Raw genomic sequence first — 22973 nt, 5'->3', positions numbered from 1 at the left:
TGGACATTATTTTTGTAGAGCCGGAGGAAACAGACCAGACGGTTTAAATGAGCCGGTTACTCTGACACTTTGGTTCCCACTACTTATTTGGTGGACACCACTTTGTCTAATTCGTCAGATTCTGACCAGACGGTTCAGGCTGTACGCTTACCACCATCCAGCCACAGACGGGGTTCATAGCGGGAAGACCCCTGCCACGATTCAGGTACATCCGACTCCAGTACTGTCGTTGAGGATTTTATATTGACAAATACGGGGCAACTAACTTCCCACGCTGCAACAAATTGTGAATAAAAAAATATGCAGCCCAATAACAGAGAAAAAATAAGACGTGTCCCCATTGAATCTATCCTCTACTCAATAACATAAAATGCTTGAGCGTTATTACTGGCATCAGGATATGTTCCATCACTGCGTATCCCACCTTTTCTGGAAATTTTGCACGCAGATACATTCGAGGCTTTACCAGTCCATTGATCCATAACATAAATATACGAATCATCTTGTTCGAGATAAAATGCAGCATGTTTATGATCATTTTCCCTCGGTGGATATTTCCCATTCACAAAAGTCGCAATTGCTGTTCCTCTGGGGATCGTTTTGTCTCCGAAAACTTTCCGACCCTGCTTCCACGTTCCGGTATGCCCTACATGTGCATATACCTGAACTAAGAACACACATTCCTTTCTGTCTCCTGCTCCCGCCATTCCTACCATTTCAGTGCCCTACAATGAATCTACCAGGCCATAAACATATGCCATATCTCCCCCTGAATATTATCTGGCGCCCCTCATTAAAATATTCATAAAAATCAGGCGTTACCCTGTTTTACTGACGGCAGTTTTGTGACCAGACGCAACGACCCCGTTAATCCCTCAAGCTGGAAATGCGGGCGCAGGAAGAATTTGGCATCGTAATAACCCGGATTACCTTCCACCTCTTCCACCACCACTTCAGCCGCCGCCAGCGGGCGACGGGCCTTGGTTTCCTGCGAGGAGTTCACCGGATCGGCATCGACGTAGTTCATGATCCACTCATTGAGCCAACGCTGCATATCTTCACGCTCTTTGAACGAGCCGATCTTGTCGCGCACGATGCATTTGAGAAAATGCGCAAAACGCGAGCAGGCGAACAGATACGGCAGACGGGCAGAAAGATTGGCGTTGGCCGTGGCGTCCGGATCGTAATATTCCTGTGGTTTTTGCAGCGACTGTGCGCCAATAAAGGCAGCGTAATCGGAGTTTTTACGGTGGATCAGCGGGATAAAACCATTTTTCGCCAGTTCAGCTTCGCGACGATCAGAGATGGCTATTTCTGTCGGGCATTTCATATCCACGCCGCCATCGTCGGTCGGGAAGGTATGACAGGGCAGATTTTCCACCGCGCCGCCGGATTCCACACCACGGATCAGCGTACACCAACCGTAATGTTTGAAAGAGCGGTTGATATTTACCCCCATCGCATAAGCAGCGTTGCTCCAGACATACTTGCTATGGTCTGCGCCATCTGCATCTTCTTCAAAATCAAACTCATCGACAGGGTTTGTTTTCGCACCATAAGGCAAACGGGAGAGAAAACGCGGCATCGTCAGGCCAATGTAGCGAGAATCCTCACTTTTTCGCAGCGAGTTCCACGGTGCGTATTCGAGGTTTTGGGTCACAATTTTGGTCAGATCACGCGGGTTAGCCAGTTCCTGCCAGGAGTCCATCTGCAACACTGACGGAGATGCCCCGGCAATAAACGGCGCATGGGCTGAGGCTGCCACTTTAGCAATGGAGCCGAGCAGATCCACGTCTGGTGGGGTGTGATCAAAATAATAATCCGCAATAATACAACCGTAAGGTTCTCCACCTAACTGCCCATATTCGGCCTCATACAGCTTTTTGAACATGGGGCTTTGATCCCACGCGATCCCTTTGTAACGCTTCATATTTTTCCGCAATTCATCCTTTGAAAGATTCATAAAGCGGATTTTTAATTTTTCATCGGTTTCAGTGTTGTAAACCAAATGTTCCATCCCACGCCAGGAGGATTCCAGTTTCTGAAATTCTGGATGACTCAGGATTAGCTTGATCTGCTCAGTTAATTTGAAATCGATCTGCTCAATAATTGCAGCAATACTTTTATAAGCATCGTCACTGACGGTGACTGTATTCGTCAGAGCCTGTTGGGCCAGCGTCTGAACTGCCGCCTCAACAGCCTTTGCTGCCTGAGGTGTCTTGGGACGGAAGGCCTTATCCAGCAGGGAATCAAATTCCGTTTCCTGACAGGCAGTGGTTTGCGCAGCAGAGAGATCGCCTGTCGCCAGAAGAGTATCGTTTACCATGAAAGTTCCTTAATAAAATCGCAGTTAGTCTGCTGTTCCCGTTTCACCAGATAAAACACTTTCCTGTTGAGCGACAGGTTTTGGCGTACTGGCCAAAGCTTTCAATAAAGTCGGGTCTTGTAAGAGTTTATTAATCAGATTTTCTGCTCCTGCTTTACCATCCATATAGGTTTGTAGGTTGGCAAGCTGAGTACGAGCTTCCAGCAGTTGGTTCAGGGCATCGACCTTGCGAGCAATCTGCGCCGGAGAAAAATCGTCCATATTTTCCAGTGTCATATCGACCATTAACTGCCCTTCGCCGGTCAGCGTATTGGGGACGGCAAATGCCACGCGCGGCGCGATGGCTTTCATCCGCTCGTTGAAATTGTCGATATCAATATCAAGGAATTTACGATCGGTGACTGGTGGTAGTTCTTCGCGCGGTTTACCGGCCAGATCGGCCAGCACCGCCATAACAAACGGCAGTTCAATTTTTTTCTCGGAGCCGTAAATCTCAACGTCATACTCAATCTGCACGCGGGGCGCGCGGTTGCGGGCAATAAACTTCTGCGCGCTGTTGTTGATAGCCATAATCCTTCATTTCCTTATCAGTCAGCCGGCGACCACCAGGGGTGTGGTTCGACGGTACAGTTTAAAAATCATACGCAGAGAGTATTTTTATAATCTCTTTGTTTTCTTTGTACTTTTCCCGCAGCACAGGAAGTGATTTCTTCGCCGGAGGGCACCAGGTATCAACGCCTTTTTCAATGTCTCTTTTATCCTGTTCCGGTAAAGAACTGTCCCATTCACTAGCCAGATGCTGGCACATGTCTGCATTACTCAGAAAACGCTGCACATCCTGTGGTAAAGGAGGTTCCCCCTGAACACTGAAAGCGAACATCATTAACAGGGATGTCAACAACAGCGGATAACGAAATGTCATACTTAATGTCCATCAATTGACCAGTGGGGTTTATCTGTATTTCCGCCGACAAACTTTTTGACACCGTAGCCCAGACCTACCGCCTGAAGCTGGGTATTCATCCCGGTACGAGGCAGTGTATTAATTGCAACATTCTGACCATTGCTTCCCGCAATCGTTAATGTACCGCTCCAGCTGATATCCATATCTATCGCAGTACCGCGTGTATGGTTGGAACTCAGTGCAGGTGCAACATTCAGATTATCCATACCGTAAGCCGTGACCATCGCTTGCGCCGCCTGAAGCGAGGCCTGTGCTGTCGGGTGTACCCACTCAATATCCACCCCTTCCATAGCTGGAATATCTTTTGCCTGAACGGTTCCATGAACAATTGACCATGACCAGTGCATCAGATATGCCCTGGCGGGTGGGCGATACGTTGCAGAAATACTTACCCTTGCACGCGCATTGCCAAGAGCACGCAAAAAATTATCCACCGATGCACGAAAAGTCCCCTGTAAATCATTGGTGGAAGAACTTCCCGGAAAGCGACTGACCCACTGTGCGCCACTTAATTCTTTTGCCATAAGGATGCTCCATTAATCCGTTTCAAAAATAATCTGTTCGTCGTCGTTAACACGAATGTGGATTTGCGTGATGGCCGTTTTCTCTGTCATCGCCTGCAACCAGTAACGGGACAGGCGCGGCAGAATATGCTGCTCGATATAACCAATCAGCAGGCGCGCCCCGGTTTCGTGCATCGGGCTGCGCCCCACAATGTGCGTAATCAGTTCATCACCATACATCAGTGAAACCCCATGCTGCTCTGCCATCCGCTCCTTCAGCCTTTTGAGATGCAGACTGGTAATAACGCCACGCGCCGTCTCATCCAACGGCAAATAAGGGATAACCGTGACTCGCCCTAAAAAAGCAGCTGGGAAGTGTTTGCGTAACTCTGGCATTAACGCCTCTTTTAACCCCGCCGAATCAGGCATCAGCGCCGGATCCTCACAGAGTTGGCTGATAAGCTCTGCCCCCGCGTTAGTGGTTAACAACAACGTTGTATTTTTGAAATCGATGTGGACGCCTTCGCCATCCTCCATCGCGCCTTTATCGAACACCTGGTAGAACAACTCGTGGACGTCATGATGGGCTTTTTCAATCTCGTCGAGCAGCACCACGCTCCAGGGGTGGCGGCGTACCGCTTCCGTCAGCACGCCACCTTCGCCATAGCCCACGTAGCCGGGTGGTGCCCCCTTCAGCGTGGAAACCGTGTGAGATTCCTGAAACTCCGACATATTAATGGTGATCAGATTCTGCTCACCGCCGTAGATAGCCTCTGCCAGCGCCAGCGCGGTTTCTGTTTTGCCGACACCGGACGGCCCGGCCAGCAAAAAGACGCCCACCGGTTTACGCGGATCGCCTAAACCTGCCCGCGCGGTCTGGATACGCTCGCTAATCTGCGCCAGCGCATCCATCTGCCCGGTAACACGCTGCGCCAGACGGGTGGGCAACTCCAGGATCTGGCTGGCTTCATCCTTCACCATGCGACCAGCAGGAATGCCGGTCCAGTCGGAGACAATCGCGGCCACCACTGCCGCGCTGACTTCCGGGAACACTGCGGGATTTTCGCCCTGCCAGCGTCTTAATGCGGTTTCCGACTGTTGCAGCATGGCTTCATCACGCTCGCCAGGCTCTGCGGCACGCTGCTCCTGTAATCGGTGAACCAGTTCGAGTTCCTGCTGCCAGCGTGCATCCGCATCAGACAGCGATTCTTTCAGTGAGACAATCCGCGCCGCCAGTACATCGCCCCGCTCTGCGCGGATACCCATTTTTTCCTGCTTTACCAACAGTTCCTGCTCCAGTTCGGCGGCGTTGAGCTGCTGACGCAGATACTGGACATTCGCAGGCGGGGTATGCAGCGACAGCGCCACGCGGGCCGACGCTGTATCCAGCAGGCTGATGGCCTTGTCCGGTAGCTGCCGGGCCGGAATATAGCGGTGAGAAAGCTGCACGGCGGCACGAACAGCGTCATCAAGGATGAGTACGTTGTGGTGGTTCTCCAGTGTTTCCACCAGGCCACGCACCATCTCCACGGCGGCAGCTTCTTCCGGCTCTGGCACCTGTAGCACCTGAAAACGCCGGGTCAGCGCCGGATCTTTTTCAATATGGCGTTTGTACTCGCTCCAGGTTGTCGCGCCGATGGTACGTAACGTGCCGCGCGCCAGCGCGGGTTTCAGCAGGTTGGCGGCGTCGCCCGTACCGGATGTACCACCCGCCCCCACCAGCGTGTGGACTTCATCGACAAATAAAATAACCGGCTGCGGTGAACGTCCGGCCTCTTCCAGCAGGGCTTTCAGCCGGGATTCAAATTCCCCCTTCATGGACGCCCCGGCCAGCAGCGCCCCGACGTCCAGCGCCAGCAGCCGCACGTTACGCAGTGAAGGCGGCACTTCCCCCTGCGCAATCGCCAGCGCAAACCCTTCCACCACTGCCGTTTTCCCGACACCCGCCTCGCCGGTGAGCAGCGGGTTATTCTGGCGACGGCGCAACAGAATATCCGTCATAGTGCGAATTTCGTGTTCGCGACCAGTGACCGGATCGATACCGCCTTCACGGGCCAGGGCAGTCATGTCCTGGCAATATTTTGCCAGCGCGGATTTGCCTCCGGTTGATTCGCCGGCAAAGACCTGGCTGGCTTCCCCCGGTACTGCAAAATTTAAATCCGAGCCGTCATAAGGCATTTCTGTTATTTCAGGAGATGACGTGATTAAAGACGGAAGGATATCTAATAGTTCATCTACCGGTAGCCCTGCCAATGGCGCACAGATATTTTTTAACACCCGATACAATTCTGGTGTGGTTAACCAGGCAAGTAATAACCAGCCACTACGAATTTTTTGATCGCCAAAGCGGATACTTGCCAACAGCCAGGCTTTTTCAACAGAAAGATCGATATGATGGGAAAAGTCGTTAATTACACTCGCTCCAGCAGGTAATATATTCAATTGCTGAATTAACGCCTTCTCAACATCAGCAGATGTTATTTGATAATGTCGAAGCACATTGTGAATGTCATTCTCTGGCTGTTGTATTAGCTGATGCAACCAATGTGTCAGTTCGACATAAGGATTAGCGCGTAATTTACAGAACGTTGTCGCAGATTCCAAAGATCTAAACAAAGATTTGGTTAGCTTTCCATATAGCGCACTGCGCGAAACAGGAGTGTCCATCGGTTACACCTGATGATGTAAGAACATATAAATGATACATAAACATAACTGTATCGATTAAAACCGCTAATTAATAGAATTATCAAAAAGGCAGAATGAAACAATGATGCATATCACAGAACACAATGTAATATAGCAGTTAGTATCGTTTTCATGGTGAAATTCAATAGAGTAAGCCAACTTCATATATTCCATGAATGTATTGCACTGAAAATCGCCACTATATATTTCTGCGAGAACTTATATTGATAAAGCAAATTGATCAGCATTGCTTATCTAAAATTTAGAATACTTATTCTTTTGAAAAAACACTCTATACAGCGATACATAATGAAATCAAACATTACGTGGGGACTACAAGAAATACAGGCGCACGGGATCGCCGATAACACAATTTACGCGACTGAAGGAACACAAATTATCTTCACCGTTACTTCTCCCTGGACTCCTGTTTTTGAGGTGAATGATGATGTAAAGATTGCCCTCAGTCTGACCCGCCACGAAGAAGCATGGTGGATTATCAATCAGTCTACCGATTATTGCTGTACGGTAAACGACCAGATTGTGGAACCGCATCACCGTATGCGTCTGAACGAAGGCGACCTGATAGATTGGGGATTATCTTCATGGTGCCTTGTGCATGGCAATCCATCATCTCCGGACCTAAGCGCAGTAAAAACGACATCGCAGACTGCAACCACGTCGGAAACAATAACCGAATATCTGGATCTGGATTGGTTCAGGCAGCAGCATCTGACATCACAAAATCCATTCGATATCATTCCTGTTCATGGGGCCTCCTCCACCGCAGAAGATGCTGAAAAAGAAAATGCCCTGACCCGACTTTATCAGGAATACCGCGAGGCGTTGTTATCTCCTGAACAAGATCTTCATCGCCATGCTGATCCTTTTCCCTTTAACGAAGAGCCCTCCTCGCAGGATCTGAATTCATTGCGTGATCTGGTCACCGAAGCAGAGACATTGCAGGAGATGGTCACTGGTGGGTTAAGCATTGACGCTATTCTCGATGTTCTGGACGCCACCGGCGAAGGGGAAAGCGCCTGGACTGCCGAAAAGACGCCCCCTGATATCCTGCACCTGCTATCCCCAGAATGCGCGCCGGAAATAGCGCATAAAACCGTTCTGCCCGATCTGACACGCAAAGAGCATAGCATCATCGGCATTGACAGCCATTACCGGATAAACCCGGCACAACATGGAGATATCTCTCATGACACACAATAACGTGCTACCGGCTACCCTGTCGGCGCTGCTGCGAGATTATTCCGTGGTGGAGGGCATTCAGATAGCGGAGCAGCAGGTGAGAATGGCCCCGGCGCTGGCTTCACGCCGCCACAGTCTGTTTCAGTTGTTGTGTGTAACAGGTGACTGGTCGCGGGCGCTGCAACAGATCCAGCTGTGCGCCCGGATGGACGCAAATTATACCCGCGAGGCACAGATATATGGCGAGTTGATCCGCTGTGAGATATACCGCCACGCCTGCTTTCAAGGGGAACAGCGGCCTGGTTTTATTCTCCCGCCACCCGCCTGGATGGAGGACTTGCTGGCCGCCCTCGCCTGTAACGCCCGTAATGAAGCGCAAGAAGCTGATGCCAACCGCAGCCACGCGCTGGAGGCTATAACAGACACTTCCGGGCAGTGGAGCGGCGGCGCATTTGACTGGGTTAGCGACAGTGATTCCCGCACCGGACCAGTACTCGAAGTGATTGCGGGCGGGGTATATATCTGGCTGCCATTTTCACAAATCCGCTCGCTGAAATCACCGCTACCTGCGCGTTTGACCGATTTGATCTGGAAACCCATCAACATCACCCTGAACAATGGCGACACTCTCAGCGCATGGCTCTTTCCGCGCTACAGCGGCTCAGAAAAGGCTGCCGACTCCCTGCGCCTGTGCCGGGCAACGGTTTGGCAGGACGGGCCGGGAGAGACATTGGTACAGGCGCTGGGTCAGAGGGTGTGGCTCACCAGTCACGGCGATATCAGCCTGCTGGATTTGTCCACCTGTACCTTTAACACCGCTGAAGGAAGCGACGCGTGAGTGCCTCCCGTCAGCGTCCGACCAGCCACCTGCTACCCACGCTGTTTGATCGCCTGTGCGATGACGCCCCAAACCAGAAACGCGACCATGATATCAGCGTCAGTCCGGTACAGCTTAAGGAGATCATCCTCCGGGATTTGTCATTCCTGCTCAACACCGTCAGCCATGAAGATGATATTGATGCTGCACGTTACTCTCACGCGGCAGCGTCCGTACTGAACTACGGCCTGCCGCCACTGGCAGGCAGCTTTCTGTATGAGCACAAGTGGGACGATATCCGCAGGGCAATTTTGCGGACCATCACCCGGTTTGAACCCCGCCTGAAAGCGTCCACTCTGCAAATCATCCCACTTCAGGATGAGCACTACCAGAGCGGCCATAACACATTACAGTTTGAAATTCGCGGCGAGATCCTCACTCAGCCCTACCCGACGGAATTCCGGGTACGCAGCGCGCTGGATATGGAACAGAGCCGCATTACGTTTTTTTAATGCAGAGAGAAACCGATGGATCCACGGCTACTGGAATACTACAACCGCGAACTGAGCTACCTGCGGGAAATGGGAGGCGAATTTGCCGCCCGTCATCCCAAAGTCGCCGCCCGGCTAGGCATGCAGGGAACGAATATTGCCGATCCGTATGTGGAGCGGATGATTGAAGCCTTCAGCTTCCTGACCGCCCGCACACAGCTAAAAATTGACGCCGAGTTTCCCCGCTTCACCCAGCGCCTGCTGGAGGTGGTCAGCCCCAATTACGTCACACCCACAGCCTCAATGAGCGTGGCGCAGTTGCATCCCGATACGGAAGAGGGCGATCTGGTGAAGGGATTTACCGTCCCGCGCGACACGGCCTTTTTTTCTGCCATTCCGGAAGGCGAAAGTACAGCCTGCCAGTTCCGCAGCAGCCAGGATGTAACGCTGTGGCCGCTCGCCATCGAAGAGGCGCGACTGACCGCTGCGCCGCCGGATATGCCTGCCCTGCACCGCTACCTGCCAGCCAACATTCACGTCGCCGGGGCGCTGCGCATTACCCTGCGCACCTTCGGTGAGCTGACGTTCAGCCAGCTTGCCGGGCTGGACAGGCTACCGCTCTATCTCTGCGGCGAGGAGCGCACGGCCTCACACCTGTTTGAACTGCTGCACACCAGCGCCATCGCGACCCTGGCTGGCATTCCGGGGCATTTTGACGCCGCACTGGATGTGAATCTGAAACAGCCTGTTATGTACGAAGGTCTTGAGCCGGATCAGGGACTGTTGCCGCTGGGGTGGAACGTGTTTCACGGCCATAACCTGCTACATGAATATTTTGCCTGTCCGGAACGCTTCTATTTTTTCACCCCGACAGGCCTGTCTGCCGGGTTACAGAAAATTGACGGCGGCGTGGCAGAGATTGTTATCCTGCTGAACCGCCTGCCACCAGACTGGCTAATCCACCAGACAAATGCGGCACAGCTCAGCCTGTTCTGTACGCCGGTAATCAACCTGTTTCCGCGCGTCACCGCCCGGATCGACGTCACGCACCGCACAACGGAACAGCACCTGGTCGTAGACAGAACCCATCCTCTGGATTATGAGGTGTTCTCGGTCCAGGAAGTGGAAGGACTGGAAACCGACACCACACGGAAGATGACCTTTCGCCCGCTCTACCACACCCGCAATAACGATGAAGGCAATCACGGCCGCTATTTTTCCCTGCGCCGGGAGCCGCGCCGGTTGTCGGAAAACGCCCGCCGTTACGGTACCCGCACCCCCTATACGGGCTCGGAAGTGTTCCTGTCGCTGGTTGACCAGTATGAAGCGCCGTACCCGGAAAATCTGCGCCATATCACTATCACAGCCATGGTCACCAACCGCGATCTGCCCTGTCTTATTGCACGTAATGGTCGGGACGATCTGACTGTGGATGCGGCAATCCCGGTGGCGAGCGTAGGGCTTATCCGCCCGCCACGCCCGCCGCTGCCCCCGCTGGCTGAACGTGAGATGGCCTGGCGGTTGATCCGTCAGTTATCTTTTAATTATCTGCCACTGGCCGATCTGGATCACCGTACCGGCGGCCAGGCGCTGCGAGATCTGCTGAATCTGTTTATTCCGGCACATGACAGTCCGCAATCGCGCCAGGTGCGCAGCCTGATTGGTTGCAAAACGACCCCAGTCACCCGCCGTCTGCCCGGTTCCGGGCTGCTGGTCTATGGGCGTGGCGTCAGTTGTGAACTGACGGTGGATGAAGAAGGTTTTTCCGGCATCAGTCCGTATCTGCTCGGTCTGGTGCTGGAACACTATATCGCCCGTCATGTTTCCATTAATACCTTCTCGCAGATGACGCTGCACAGCATGCAGCGCGGCAAAATTATGACCTGGCCTGTCAGGACCGGACAGCGAGGAAGCGTATGAGCGGCGATTTCTCTCAGGCGCAGGAAAGCCCCTGGCGTTACGGTTTTCTGAACCTGATGCGCCGCGTGGATGTGCAGTTATGTACCGTTCCGGCGGGCAACACCTGGCAACCACGGATGGAGAAATTTCGCCTCGGACAAACGCCCGCGCTGACATTTGCGCCACGGGAAATCGCCAGTGTGAGCTGGCAGGAAAGACGCCTACACATCAGTCTGTACAGCCTCGGGCTGTGGGGACCGAACGGTCCACTGCCACTGCACTACACCGAACTGGCGCGCAACCGGACTGAAAGCCGACGTGACCCGACGCTAACCCATTTTTCCGATCTTTTTCATCACCGCTGGCTGACGCAGTTTTACCAGGCATGGCGCAGCGCCCAATCCGCTGGGGGAGGTCTGGATAAACCGGAACATGACCGCTTTGCCTTTTATGTCGCCAGCCTCAGCGGGCAGGATTTGCGGGAGAGCACCGAAAGCCCGTTGCCGGATCACGCTCGACTGGCGGCATCGGCCCATCTGGTACGTGAGTCCCGCAATCCGGACGGTCTGCTCACCACGCTGGCGCACTATTTCGGTGTACCTTTCCGGATACAGGAGTATGTCCTGCACTGGATAGCCGTAGCAGAAGATGAGAGCACCCGGCTGGGGATGCCTGCCCCCTCTTCCGTTATTGGCAACGGTGCACTCATCGGTCAGGCCGTGCCGGACATGCAGTATAAGTTCCGGCTGGTTATCGGCCCACTAACGCTGGAGGATTACCAACGTTTTCTGCCTGACGGCAATAACCTGCCAGCTCTAATAGAACTGGTCCGCGCCTTTAGCGGTTTTGAATACTGTTGGGAAATTGAGCTACAGCTAAAGCCCCACGCCGCCTCTCCGGCTGTTACCGGTGGTCCGAACCAACTGGGCTGGACTGCATGGGCGGGTCAAGCCATGCACGACAACCCGGTGACGGGCATGATTTTCGAACCTGAACACTATCTGGCGCACTAAGGATAATTTTATGGATACATCCCTGTCTAATCCAATTTCGGCGGCATGCCCCTGTGGCGAGGATCTGGAGTACGATCCGGAATCCCTGCTACTGTTCACCCGCGCTGCACCGCGTGAAGAAGCGCAATATGGCGATTTTGTCAGTACGCCGGAAACCATTAACTGGGCAGAGCTTGAGAGGGATGCCCGCCGTCTGCTGACGCGCAGTAAAGATATCCGCATTCTGGTTGTCCTGCTGCGCTGCCGTATCCAGCGTGCCGGGGCCAGAGGACTGGCAGAGGCGCTCACGCTGCTGGGAAATTTGTGCGCCACGTACCCGTACGCCATCCACCCTCAACTGCTCGCGACTGAAGATATCACCGCCGAAGATGCTGCAGTGGCACGCAGTAACGCTCTAGCGGCGTTGCTGGACCACGAAGGCGTAATGGCAGATATTCGTGGCATTACACTGTCAAACAATGCGGCCATGCGCCTTCAGGTACGGGATGTGGAGCGTTCGCTGTCTGCATCACGCCCGGTGGATGCGCTGGCACCAGAATCGGTACGCCAGCAACTGGCCGACCTGGAAGCACGCGGCGCACTGCCGCTGGACGCCTTTCGCCAGGCCGCAGAGACCACTGAGCGGCTGCAACGCCATGCGCGTGAAACGCTGAATGAGCAGGCACCGGACTTTTCGCGACTGACACAGCTACTGGCACTGTTGCTGGGAGCTGTGCAGAGCACCACACCGGAGATCCCGCCACAACCTCTGGCTGAACAGCCGGAGAGCGCCGCCATCGATCATACGGAACAGATGCCGTCAGAGCAGGTTGCGCTACCGGTACATATCGCGGTGGAAATATCACCGATGTCCAGCGCAGAACCCCAGCAGATCCGCGACCGGAACGACGCGCTGGAACTCCTGCGTGTCATCCGTCGCTGGTTTGAGCACAGCGAACCGAGCAGCCCGACCATTCCTTTGCTGCGCCAGGCAGAACGCCTGGTCGGAAAACGCTTCTCGGAGGTAATAAATGAAATTCCAGCAGAATTGCTGGAAAAATGGGATGCACGGGAGTAACAGAAGTGGCCAGAATTTATAACGCCTGGCCATTTTTTAATCACATCCGTTTACTTTCGAGGTGAAAAAACCTCTCTTCGCCTAAACGACGAAGGCCCGAATCATTACTGACTCGGGCCTTCTGAATATTGGCGGAACGGACGGGACTCGAACCCGCGACCCCCTGCGTGACAGGCAGGTATTCTAACCGACTGAACTACCGCTCCGCGTTGTGTTCCGTTAGGAACGAGACGAATACTACGGATTGCCTCACCTTTCGTCAATGGTTTTTCTTATCTTTTGAATCGTTTGCTGTAAAAATCGCCCAAATCGCTATTTTTGATCGCCTTTCACAAATAATTACGCCCGCCAGAGGCAGCTTCCCCCCTTCTTTTGCACCAGATCGAGACGGGCTTCATGCGCAGCAAGCTCTTCATCTGTCGCATAAACAACGCGTAACTTACTTGCCTGACGCACAATACGCTGAATTGTTGCTTCACCTTGTTGCTGTTGTGTCTCTCCTTCCATCGCAAAAGCCATCGACGTTTGACCACCGGTCATCGCCAGATAAACTTCTGCAAGGATCTGGGCATCGAGTAATGCCCCGTGCAGCGTTCGTTTACTGTTATCTATTTCGTAGCGGGCGCATAACGCATCGAGGCTGTTGCGCTTACCGGGAAACATTTTCCTCGCCACCGCAAGGCTATCGGTGACCTTACAGAAGGTATTGGTCTTCGGAATATCGCGCTTGAGCAACGAAAACTCGTAGTCCATAAAGCCGATATCGAACGCTGCGTTATGGATCACCAGTTCTGCACCGCGGATATAGTCCATGAACTCATCGGCTACTTCGGCAAACGTGGGCTTATCGAGCAAAAATTCATCGGCAATACCATGTACGCCAAAGGCTTCCGGATCCACCAGCCGATCGGGTTTGAGATAAACATGGAAGTTATTGCCCGTCAGGCGACGGTTCACCACTTCAACAGCACCAATCTCAATGATCTTGTGGCCTTCATAGTGCGCACCAATCTGGTTCATACCGGTGGTTTCGGTATCGAGAACGATCTGGCGTGTAATTGCAGTGCTCATAGCGGTCATTTATGTCAGACTTGTCGTTTTACAGTTCGATTCAATTACAGGAAGTCTACCAGAGATGCTTAAACAGGTAGAAATTTTCACCGATGGCTCGTGTCTGGGTAATCCAGGACCAGGGGGTTACGGCGCTATTTTACGCTATCGCGGACGCGAGAAAACCTTTAGCGCAGGCTACACCCGCACCACCAACAACCGTATGGAGTTGATGGCCGCTATTGTCGCTCTGGAGGCGTTAAAAGAACATTGCGAAGTCATTTTGAGTACCGACAGCCAGTATGTTCGCCAGGGTATCACCCAGTGGATCCATAACTGGAAAAAACGTGGCTGGAAAACAGCAGACAAAAAACCAGTAAAAAATGTCGATCTCTGGCAACGTCTTGATGCGGCGTTGGGGCAGCATCAAATCAAATGGGAATGGGTTAAAGGCCATGCCGGTCATCCAGAAAACGAACGTTGTGATGAACTGGCCCGTGCCGCGGCGATGAATCCCACACTGGAAGATACAGGCTATCAAGTCGAAGTTTAAACCTGTGGTTTACGACATTGCCGGGTGGCACCAACTGCCTGGCGAATTCGTGGCTTGTTTTTGCTCTGTTTCATCGGATTTAGCGTTAAAGGAATAGTCCGTTTCCGGGCAACAATAAGTTGTAAGCAACCAAGCGCAGGAATATGCGCATTCAATAGTTTCCCACCGTGTTTGTTCCACGGGAGAACGTGGAAACGGCTGGCGTGTAGCACTTCAAAATTCAACAAAGAGAGCCAGTCCAGTTGCCGCATCAGAGTAAACATCCGGCTGTTATAGGGCGATGTTTTTCGCAATACCGGCACAAGTTTGCGTAATCCCATTAAACTGATGGGGTTGAAGCCACTAATGACCAGCCAGCCATCATCAATCAATACCCGATCGGCTTCACGCAATAAACGATGCGGATCGGTGCACCACGGCAATGTATGTGCCAGCAAACAAACATCAACGGATTTATCGGCAAAAGGAAGATGAAGTGGGTCTGCCTGCACCTGGACGGGCATTCCTTGCGCAGAAACATTCACTTGATGAGAAACCGCGCACGCTTCGCAATTGATTTCTGCGCTTAAATTGCCAATTTTAAGCAGATGAAAACCATACATTTTAGTGAGCCACGGGTTGAGCTGACGCTCCAGCGCCTTGCGATAAAGCTCTCCCCAGGGCAAATCGCCCCAGCAATCAGGAGCCACGACAGTTTGAGGGACTCTTGCTGGTTTCATCACAACCTTCCGTTTCACACTGAGAGGTAATCTATGAATCTTAACAGTATTCCCGCCTTTGATGACAATTACATCTGGGTTTTGAATGATGAAGCAGGTCGCTGCCTGATTGTCGATCCCGGAGACGCTGAGCCGGTATTAAAAGCCATTGCCGCCAATAACTGGCAACCGGAGGCCATTTTTCTCACCCACCATCACCACGATCATGTTGGCGGCGTAAAAGAACTGGTGGAAAAATTTCCGCAAATTGTGGTGTATGGTCCACAAGAGACACAAGATAAGGGAACAACACAGGTAGTCAAAGATGGCGAAACTGCCTTCGTTTTGGGGCATGAATTTAGTGTAATTGCCACACCGGGTCACACTTTGGGACATATCTGTTACTTCAGTAACCCTTATCTATTTTGCGGCGACACGCTGTTTTCTGGTGGCTGTGGTCGGTTATTTGAAGGGACGCCATCCCAAATGTATCAATCACTTAAAAGGTTATGTGCGTTACCTGACGATACATTGGTATGTTGTGCGCATGAATATACGTTATCAAATATGAAGTTTTCTCTGAGTATTCTGCCGCACGATTTGTCCATAAATGATTATTATCGTAAAGTTAAGGAGTTACGGGCAAAAAATCAAATAACACTACCCGTAATTCTGAAAAATGAGCGGCAAATTAATGTTTTTTTAAGAACGGAAGATATTGATTTAATTAACGTAATTAATGAAGAAACATTATTGCAACAACCTGAAGAGCGTTTTGCATGGTTAAGGTCAAAGAAAGATAGGTTCTGATAAAACTTTCTTGTCATCGGCTCCGTTCATCGTTATGATCGGTCGTCTTTTAAGCAACTATTGACACACACATGAAGGCAAAAGCGATATTACTCGCCTCTGTCCTGCTCGTGGGTTGCCAGAGTACCGGCAACGTTCAACAGCACGCACAGAGCCTTTCTGCAGCTGGTCAAGGGGAAGCAGCAAAGTTTACAAGTCAGGCACGATGGATGGACGATGGGACGTCTATCGCGCCAGATGGTGACTTGTGGGCTTTCATTGGCGACGAGCTAAAGATGGGAATTCCGGAAAATGACCGGATTCGCGAACAGAAACAGAAATATTTACGCAATAAGAGCTATCTCCACGATGTAACTTTACGGGCAGAGCCGTATATGTACTGGATAGCCGGGCAAGTTAAAAAACGTAACATGCCTATGGAACTGGTACTACTACCCATAGTGGAGAGCGCTTTTGATCCTCACGCAACGTCTGGCGCCAATGCCGCAGGTATCTGGCAGATCATTCCGAGCACGGGGCGCAATTATGGTTTGAAACAGACCCGCAATTATGACGCGCGTCGCGATGTTGTTGCTTCAACAACAGCCGCGCTGAACATGATGCAGCGTCTGAACAAGATGTTTGACGGTGACTGGCTTCTGACCGTAGCGGCTTATAACAGCGGCGAAGGCCGGGTCATGAAGGCAATTAAAACGAACAAAGCGCGTGGGAAATCCACGGACTTCTGGTCGTTACCGTTGCCGCAGGAAACGAAGCAGTACGTGCCTAAGATGCTGGCATTGAGTGATATTCTCAAAAACAGCAAGCGTTATGGCGTACGTCTGCCAACGACCGATGAAAGCCGAGCTCTGGCGCGTGTGCACCTGAGTAGCCCGGTTGAAATGGCGAAGGTTGCAGATGTGACGGGGATTTCCGTCAGCAAGCTGAAGACATTCAACGCTGGCGTGAAAGGCTCCACGCTGGGCGCAAGTGGTCCACAGTACGTGATGGTGCCAAAGAAGCATGCAAATCAGCTGCGTGAATCTCTGGCTTCCGGCGAAATTGCTGCTGTACAGTCGACACTGGTTGCCGACAATACGCCGCTTAACAGCCGCGTTTACACCGTACGCTCTGGCGACACACTTTCAAGCATCGCTTCACGTCTCGGCGTAAGCACCAAAGATTTGCAGCAGTGGAACAAACTGCGCGGCTCTAAGCTTAAACCAGGCCAAAGTCTGACAATTGGCGCAGGTAGTAGCGCACAGCGGTTGGCAAACAACAGCGATAGCATTACGTATCGTGTGCGTAAAGGCGATTCGCTTTCAAGCATTGCTAAACGCCACGGCGTGAACATCAAAGATGTGATGCGCTGGAACAGCGACACTGCAAATCTGCAACCAGGCGATAAGCTGACGTTGTTTGTGAAAAACAACAACATGCCAGAGTCCTGACAAACCAGATAACAAAAAGGCACCGATTCCCCCGGTGCCTTTTTTATTTATGCCGCTTTATGTGCTTCTATCATGATGATGTCACTGCTGAATGAGCCATCATTCTGCAAGGCAAAATACGTTTTCACCTCTGTCGATGCGCTCGAATAGCGTCTACTAACGCTTCTGGCGTACGCATTCTCGCGACCCATGAAGAAAATTCCAGCGATAACTTATCCGTGATTAAATGATCAACTATCAGATTGGCTTCATTGATTAACGTCAACCATTCACCGCTGGCGTAGTTTGAGTATAAAAGGGCAGCGCCAAACGTTGGTCTGCCCTGTGGCAGACCTGACATACCTTATTTATCAGGCTTGCCGGGACTGAATTCAACGAGTAGCGGATTGTGATCGGAAGCGCGCGTCACCAGTACAGAAGCTTCGTTGACGTTCAGACCACGGTAGAAAACAAAATCGAGCGGGCGACCAAACGCCCGACGGCGCTGATCATCGGTAAAACGCACCTGGCGCAGCGACATTTCCCGCGCAAAGCGATATAACGCGTTCATCCGTCTACGGCTCCAGGCATTGAAATCACCCGCCATAATGACCGGGCCGCTGTGGTGAGCTATCTGATCACCAATAGGAAGTAACTGCTTACTATAGACATCCACGCCCAGACTGAAATTGACGGCGTGTATATTAACCACCATCAACAGGCGGGTGTCAGGTAATGGATAAACCGTCACCAATGCCGACTTCGCCAGACGCAAAATGGGTTCTCGTTCACGTAACGGGCAGCAATACACTGGATGCGCCGCCGAAAGAGTCATTACGCCGGAAGGATGTTGTGGCAGCACGAAAGCGGGCACCTGATCGGCGGCAAGATAGTTAGCGGTCGCAAACTGCACCAACTCTGGCGTTGTTTGCGCTTCCTGCAATAACACCAGATGCGCATCTTTGCCGTAATTCTTTAATACCGACAACCATTCAGCGCGTTGCTGTTTGTAAATGTTCCACACCAGGATCCGAATACGCTCTTCGGTACTTAACGGTTCTCCGGGTGGTAATGCCTGGCCGATGCTCGCAAAAGACCCCGGCGGTAAGATCCTTTCCGCAGGTTGTCCGGCAACATAGCGCATGGCATAGGTGTTTTTTCGCACTTTTGACTTTGAAACCTCTATTACGTCAACCCTCCACACTCGGGAGGATTCTACTGTTATAGGGATTTTAGCTCACTCTTTCAACGAGCAATTGTATATTGTCATGTAAGCAAGTGCTTACACCGGTCAGAATTTTGCTCATTATTGAGAATATTAAATCGGATGACATATCACGTATTCTGATGATTTAATGACAAATAAATTCAAAATATCTCTTCTATTTTGCAACAGGAGCAAAAATGAGAGCCACGTCGGAAGAACTCGCCATTTTTGTTTCGGTCGTCGAAAGCGGCAGCTTTAGCCGGGCAGCAGAACAATTAGGGCAAGCAAACTCAGCAATAAGCAGGGCGGTGAAAAAGCTGGAGATGAAACTTGGCGTTAGCCTGCTTAATCGGACCACGCGACAACTTAGCCTGACGGAAGAAGGCGAGCGTTATTTTCGTCGCGTACAGTCAATTTTGCAGGAGATGGCAGCGGCAGAATCAGAAATTATGGAGACGCGTAACACACCGCGTGGACTGTTGCGGGTAGATGCCGCTACTCCAGTGGTGCTGCACTTCCTAATGCCGTTGATTAAGCCTTTTCGTGAACGCTATCCGGAAGTCACATTATCGCTAGTCTCCTCCGAAACGATTATTAATTTGATCGAAAGAAAAGTGGATGTCGCGATTCGCGCTGGTACGTTAACGGATTCCAGCTTACGCGCCAGGCCGTTATTTAACAGTTATCGAAAAATTATTGCCTCCCCCGATTATATTTCCCACTACGGAAAGCCAGAAACGATCGACGATTTAAAGCAACATGTTTGCCTGGGATTCACTGAACCCGCTTCCCTCAATACCTGGCCGATAGCCTGTAGTGATGGACAATTACATGAGGTGAAGTACGGTTTGTCGTCCAATAGCGGGGAAACGCTGAAACAACTTTGCCTGAGTGGCAACGGGATTGCGTGTTTGTCCGACTATATGATCGACAGAGAAATCGCTCGCGGAGAATTGGTGGAGTTAATGGCAGATAAAGTGTTGCCAGTGAAAATGCCATTCAGTGCAGTCTATTATAGCGACCGTGCGGTAAGTACGCGCATCCGTGCCTTTATTGATTTCCTTAGCGAGCATGTAAAAACAGCTCCCGGAGGAGCTGTCAGAGAGGCTTAGTCCCATTCAGGAGCCAGACCTTCCGGGCTAACCAGGCGGTCGTTGCAATCCAGTGTGGCGATCGCTTTTTTATCTTCGGCATCAAGCTGTAAATTTTGTGCCTTAAGGTTATTTTTCAGGTTTTCATGTTTAGTAGAATAAAGAATAACCTTCCCCCATAGCCCACACCAGAATCACTTGTGCCGGGGTCGCATTGTGTCTAGCTGGTTTCGGGGGGGATCTATCCATAGCGGATTTTTAGGTACGGGTCTTACTTCCATATAGTGACAACAGTGGCTCCATAAGCCGTAAGCCTGAAAAATACTGCCTATGGTCCAGGTAAGAATAAACCGCTCCACAACTTCAATCGTACCCGGCTTACAGGCTGCACAATAAATTCGATGTCCCCAGTAAAATACTTTAATATTCACTGCCCAACGTTTCCACTGCGCTGATATTCATAAACATACACTTTTGTCGCTTACGGTTAAATCGTACTGGTGCTCCACGGGGTTCGAATAAAACAATTTCAACAAAAACACTATAAAAGAAAATGACAGGATAAACTCCAGCATGCCAACAAACATATTAGCAATAATAGATAGAATTAAAATGAAATAGCAATCTCTGGCGACATTAAATTGATTAAATTTTCTTCTCAATGGCAATTTCCATTAACAGCGCCAATCAATTCTACCGTATCAATTTTCCAGTCGCCTGATTTATTATTTAAACGTATAGAATACCTGGTCTCATGACCTTTTATTCCAAGAGCCAGTGTAGTTCTGGCATGAATACCAGAAATTATCGCAGGAGAAACATCAATATATTTCAACCATTCTGGACAATAATCCTGAAACTTATTATAATATTCAACTCCTGCCCCCTCATTTTTAATATACTCTTCTTGATTCACTCTAAGTCTTTCCGCATCAATATACCGGGTCATTACCTCATTTTCTTCTTCTGCGGATAAACCTGGTGGTTCCAGCATCCGACCATGTTCAGTATAAAAATTTTTAACCACCTGCTCTGGTGATAATTTTTCCGTAGCCATACCAGAGGATATGTGAAAAAGTGTGACAAAAAATAATACCCACATGCAATTAACATTACGCATTCTGTCATTTTTCCTGTTCAGTCTGTTATTGAGAGTAACCTTTACCCGGTATCCCCGGATCTACCGCCACAGCTGAACGTAATGGCGTGCATCATCAAGGGAAACGCGGGCCGAAAGCGGGGGAGGAATAACGTTGTTCATGCATTATCTCCGGAGGGAAAATCAGTGAGACAAGCGTGAATGAACCGCTGCGCGCATTCAATGTGAGATGGCTGGGCGTTTACGAGGATTTTTGCGATTTTGGCAATAATAGAAATCCAGACGAAAAAAACCTCGAGGATTAACTCGAGGCTTCTTAATAAGTGGCGGAACGGACGGAGCCAGAATTTAAGCTCTAAACGTCTAAAAAATAAAACAACACCGCCGTGACTGCTTTCACTGTGGGCCTAAGTATAGGCCCAATTTCAAAATCTGCAAGCTATATCCTTCTTTACACTGTTTAACCGCGTAATTTTTAGACGCCGCAGGCATTGCTGACACCCGTCTGGACACTATGCCGTGTCCACCATAATCAGCCACGCTTCCTTATATACACATGACACAAAACTTACTGTCTGACAACATCGTGCAATCCGGCCATCTTTTGAATCTCTTTGTCGGTGACAGTCTGAATCCGGCTCCACAGCAACGGCTTATTGACTCATTTTTGCACAACGCCATGGAAATCGCCTGTATCGCATTATGGAGCCACTTACTTAAAAGACGAATAAACATATACCCTGAGTCAGTTAATCCGCTTACAGCCCGTCTGGCGAAGCCGCTTTTTTAAGCTCATCAGAAAATTATATTGTACTGAAATCCTGGCTGACGCTGAACTGACAGAATGGCACCAGCCACCGAAAATGTCTTCAGCGGGGCAAGTGATAATCTGCTGTTTCTGTTCAGAACCGGAGGACGGACCAGCAGGCATTTTCGCCAGGCCGCTCAACGGGTGTATAAAGGAAGAAAATCTCGTTCCCTCTGGCTGATTATTTTTCTGCAACGGATTGTCCATTTTTCAGCCGGTTACGCGCCTTTCGTACCGAAGCCTGCGTTCGCCCGGAAACAAAGCCGTCAGCTCCGCCAGCGGCAGGTGCATGTTGCTTCCACCCACAGTAGTTCTCTCACCCTAGCACAAAGCTGAAGATCCAGCATATTGTGCCATTGTCGGATCAGACGATTGCGATTCTGAAGCAGATCAAAGCACTCTCCGGGCATCTGCCGCTTATTTTTCCCGGTAAGTACGATCAGGACAAGGGCATGGGCGACAACACCGTTAACAAGGCGCTGCGGGTGATGGGATATGACACCAAAAAGGATGTCTGCGGGCACAGCGTCCGGGCGATGGCGTGCAGTGTGCTCAGTGAATTGGGATTATGGAGCAAATCGGCTATTGAAAAGCAAATAAGCCACCAGGAAACCAACAGCGTCCACGCGGCGTATATTCACAAGGCTGAATATCTGGAGGAACGGATCGAAATTATGCAGTGGGAGACTGTAATTTAAATTGTGTATCTGCCTGTTTTTGATATGTTCACTCCAACACCGGAGACAGGCAAATTATGGACGAAAATAAACTCAAAGCGCTGGCGGCTGAACTGGCTAAGGGCCTTAAAACCGAAGCTGATCTTAACCAGTTTTCCCGTATGCTGACTAAGCTGACCGTCGAAACGGCGCTCAATGCAGAGCTGACTGACCATCTCGGGTATGAGAAAAATGCGCCTAAAAAAGGCTCTAATACCCGCAATGGCTACTCGTCAAAAACGCTGCTTTGCGATGACGGCGAGATTGAGCTGAACACGCCGCGTGATCGTGAAAATACCTTTGAACCTCAGTTGATTAAGAAGAACCAGACGCGTATTACGCAGATGGACAGCCAGATTTTATCTCTGTACGCCAAAGGTATGACCACGCGCGAAATCGTCGCCACGTTCAAAGAAATGTACGACGCGGATGTATCGCCCACGCTGATATCTAAAGTCACCGACGCCGTAAAAGAGCAGGTCACTGAGTGGCAAAACCGACAGCTGGATGCACTGTATCCCATTGTTTATATGGACTGCATTGTCGTCAAAGTCCGTCAGAATGGCAGCGT

23 protein-coding genes, 1 tRNA gene and 3 pseudogenes are annotated in these 22973 nt (G+C 50.9%); 13 read left to right on the top strand and 14 right to left on the bottom strand.

Annotation, left to right across the window (positions count from 1 at the left end; all coding sequences use genetic code 11):
* Positions 1–353: 353 nt before the first annotated feature.
* From A7090_RS21895 to tssH, 6 genes are all read right to left on the bottom strand, one after another.
* Positions 354–716, bottom strand: a complete 363-nt coding sequence (locus A7090_RS21895) for a BPSL0067 family protein (protein ID WP_105275501.1) — start codon at positions 714–716, stop codon at positions 354–356.
* Positions 717–811: 95 nt separating this feature from the next.
* Positions 812–2326: a type VI secretion system contractile sheath large subunit gene (tssC, locus tag A7090_RS21890; RefSeq protein ID WP_198599604.1), complete on the bottom strand. Its 1515-nt coding sequence runs from the start codon at positions 2324–2326 to the stop codon at positions 812–814.
* A gap of 24 nt (positions 2327–2350) precedes the next feature.
* Positions 2351–2896 (bottom strand): type VI secretion system contractile sheath small subunit, encoded by a 546-nt coding sequence (gene tssB / locus A7090_RS21885; RefSeq protein ID WP_105275500.1) that lies wholly within the window; start codon positions 2894–2896, stop codon positions 2351–2353.
* Positions 2897–2957: 61 nt separating this feature from the next.
* On the bottom strand, positions 2958–3248 hold the full coding sequence (locus A7090_RS21880; protein WP_105275499.1) for a hypothetical protein: 291 nt from the start codon (positions 3246–3248) through the stop codon (positions 2958–2960).
* 2 nt (positions 3249–3250) lie between these two features.
* Positions 3251–3814, bottom strand: a complete 564-nt coding sequence (locus tag A7090_RS21875; protein ID WP_105275498.1) for a peptidoglycan-binding domain-containing protein — start codon at positions 3812–3814, stop codon at positions 3251–3253.
* A gap of 12 nt (positions 3815–3826) precedes the next feature.
* Entirely contained in the window at positions 3827–6460 is a 2634-nt protein-coding gene (tssH, locus tag A7090_RS21870) for a type VI secretion system ATPase TssH (RefSeq protein ID WP_105275497.1), read from the bottom strand.
* A gap of 330 nt (positions 6461–6790) precedes the next feature.
* Here tssH and tagK point away from each other — a divergent pair, with 330 nt between their 5' ends.
* Genes tagK through A7090_RS21840 form a run of 6 tightly spaced genes read left to right on the top strand, consistent with a single transcriptional unit; the run spans position 6791 to position 12961 of the window.
* Positions 6791–7705: a type VI secretion system-associated protein TagK gene (tagK, locus tag A7090_RS21865; protein WP_105275496.1), complete on the top strand. Its 915-nt coding sequence runs from the start codon at positions 6791–6793 to the stop codon at positions 7703–7705.
* On the top strand, positions 7692–8522 hold the full coding sequence (locus A7090_RS21860) for a type VI secretion system accessory protein TagJ (RefSeq protein WP_105275495.1): 831 nt from the start codon (positions 7692–7694) through the stop codon (positions 8520–8522). The genes tagK and A7090_RS21860 overlap by 14 nt, the downstream gene beginning before the upstream one ends.
* On the top strand, positions 8519–9013 hold the full coding sequence (gene tssE, locus A7090_RS21855; RefSeq protein ID WP_105275494.1) for a type VI secretion system baseplate subunit TssE: 495 nt from the start codon (positions 8519–8521) through the stop codon (positions 9011–9013). The genes A7090_RS21860 and tssE overlap by 4 nt, the downstream gene beginning before the upstream one ends.
* A gap of 15 nt (positions 9014–9028) precedes the next feature.
* Positions 9029–10912: a type VI secretion system baseplate subunit TssF gene (tssF, locus tag A7090_RS21850; RefSeq protein WP_105275493.1), complete on the top strand. Its 1884-nt coding sequence runs from the start codon at positions 9029–9031 to the stop codon at positions 10910–10912.
* Positions 10909–11904 (top strand): type VI secretion system baseplate subunit TssG, encoded by a 996-nt coding sequence (gene tssG / locus A7090_RS21845; RefSeq protein WP_105275492.1) that lies wholly within the window; start codon positions 10909–10911, stop codon positions 11902–11904. Before tssF ends, tssG begins: the two co-directional genes overlap by 4 nt.
* Before the next feature lie 10 nt (positions 11905–11914).
* Entirely contained in the window at positions 11915–12961 is a 1047-nt protein-coding gene (locus tag A7090_RS21840) for a type VI secretion system protein TssA (RefSeq protein ID WP_105275491.1), read from the top strand.
* A gap of 129 nt (positions 12962–13090) precedes the next feature.
* Here the strand turns inward: A7090_RS21840 and A7090_RS21835 are convergent.
* Positions 13091–13167: transfer RNA gene (locus A7090_RS21835), tRNA-Asp, on the bottom strand.
* A 133-nt stretch (positions 13168–13300) separates the two neighbouring features.
* A complete protein-coding gene (gene dnaQ / locus A7090_RS21830; protein ID WP_105275502.1) occupies positions 13301–14032 on the bottom strand; it encodes a DNA polymerase III subunit epsilon in 732 nt (243 codons plus the stop codon).
* A gap of 64 nt (positions 14033–14096) precedes the next feature.
* Between dnaQ and rnhA the strand changes: the two genes are divergently transcribed.
* Entirely contained in the window at positions 14097–14564 is a 468-nt protein-coding gene (rnhA, locus tag A7090_RS21825) for a ribonuclease HI (protein WP_000917883.1), read from the top strand.
* On the opposite strand, the gene A7090_RS21820 is transcribed toward rnhA, so the two are convergent.
* Positions 14561–15283 (bottom strand): class I SAM-dependent methyltransferase, encoded by a 723-nt coding sequence (locus A7090_RS21820; RefSeq protein WP_105275490.1) that lies wholly within the window; start codon positions 15281–15283, stop codon positions 14561–14563. The genes rnhA and A7090_RS21820 overlap by 4 nt on opposite strands.
* A gap of 33 nt (positions 15284–15316) precedes the next feature.
* On the opposite strand from A7090_RS21820, the gene gloB reads away from it, so the two are divergent.
* Together gloB and mltD are read left to right on the top strand one after the other, a co-directional pair.
* Positions 15317–16072, top strand: coding sequence for a hydroxyacylglutathione hydrolase (gene gloB, locus A7090_RS21815; RefSeq protein ID WP_105275489.1), 756 nt, complete (start codon positions 15317–15319; stop codon positions 16070–16072).
* A 71-nt stretch (positions 16073–16143) separates the two neighbouring features.
* Positions 16144–17502: a murein transglycosylase D gene (mltD, locus tag A7090_RS21810; protein ID WP_105275488.1), complete on the top strand. Its 1359-nt coding sequence runs from the start codon at positions 16144–16146 to the stop codon at positions 17500–17502.
* Positions 17503–17549: 47 nt separating this feature from the next.
* Here mltD and A7090_RS21805 read toward each other — a convergent pair.
* Together A7090_RS21805 and A7090_RS21800 are read right to left on the bottom strand one after the other, a co-directional pair.
* Positions 17550–17788, bottom strand: a pseudogene (locus A7090_RS21805) (SAM-dependent methyltransferase); the annotation flags it as partial.
* A 57-nt stretch (positions 17789–17845) separates the two neighbouring features.
* A complete protein-coding gene (locus A7090_RS21800; RefSeq protein ID WP_105275487.1) occupies positions 17846–18646 on the bottom strand; it encodes an endonuclease/exonuclease/phosphatase family protein in 801 nt (266 codons plus the stop codon).
* Between the two features lie 239 nt (positions 18647–18885).
* Here A7090_RS21800 and yafC point away from each other — a divergent pair, with 239 nt between their 5' ends.
* On the top strand, positions 18886–19800 hold the full coding sequence (gene yafC / locus A7090_RS21795; RefSeq protein WP_105275486.1) for a DNA-binding transcriptional regulator YafC: 915 nt from the start codon (positions 18886–18888) through the stop codon (positions 19798–19800).
* Here the strand turns inward: yafC and dkgB are convergent.
* The 3 genes and pseudogenes from dkgB to A7090_RS21785 form a co-directional block, all read right to left on the bottom strand.
* Positions 19797–20004: pseudogene (gene dkgB, locus A7090_RS21790) on the bottom strand (2,5-didehydrogluconate reductase DkgB); the annotation flags it as partial. The gene yafC and the pseudogene dkgB sit on opposite strands and share 4 nt — an antisense overlap.
* A complete protein-coding gene (locus A7090_RS27165; RefSeq protein ID WP_446718733.1) occupies positions 19974–20237 on the bottom strand; it encodes a DUF6708 domain-containing protein in 264 nt (87 codons plus the stop codon). The pseudogene dkgB and the gene A7090_RS27165, both read right to left, overlap by 31 nt.
* A 200-nt stretch (positions 20238–20437) precedes the next feature.
* Positions 20438–20899, bottom strand: coding sequence for a DUF3828 domain-containing protein (locus A7090_RS21785; RefSeq protein WP_105275485.1), 462 nt, complete (start codon positions 20897–20899; stop codon positions 20438–20440).
* An 823-nt stretch (positions 20900–21722) separates the two neighbouring features.
* On the opposite strand from A7090_RS21785, the gene A7090_RS26050 reads away from it, so the two are divergent.
* The 3 genes and pseudogenes from A7090_RS26050 to A7090_RS21775 form a co-directional block, all read left to right on the top strand.
* Positions 21723–22022, top strand: a complete 300-nt coding sequence (locus A7090_RS26050) for a hypothetical protein (RefSeq protein WP_157941491.1) — start codon at positions 21723–21725, stop codon at positions 22020–22022.
* A pseudogene (locus A7090_RS21780) lies at positions 22016–22369 on the top strand (tyrosine-type recombinase/integrase); the annotation flags it as partial. The gene A7090_RS26050 and the pseudogene A7090_RS21780, both read left to right, overlap by 7 nt.
* Positions 22370–22440: 71 nt before the next feature.
* Positions 22441–22973: IS256 family transposase (locus A7090_RS21775; RefSeq protein WP_198599603.1), on the top strand; the 533-nt coding region annotated here is incomplete at its 3' end.

Source organism: Escherichia sp. MOD1-EC7003, from assembly GCF_002965065.1.
Taxonomy (GTDB): domain Bacteria; phylum Pseudomonadota; class Gammaproteobacteria; order Enterobacterales; family Enterobacteriaceae; genus Escherichia.
The sequence above is the reverse complement of the archived record's forward strand: the minus strand, read 5'-3'. Positions and strand labels throughout refer to the sequence as shown.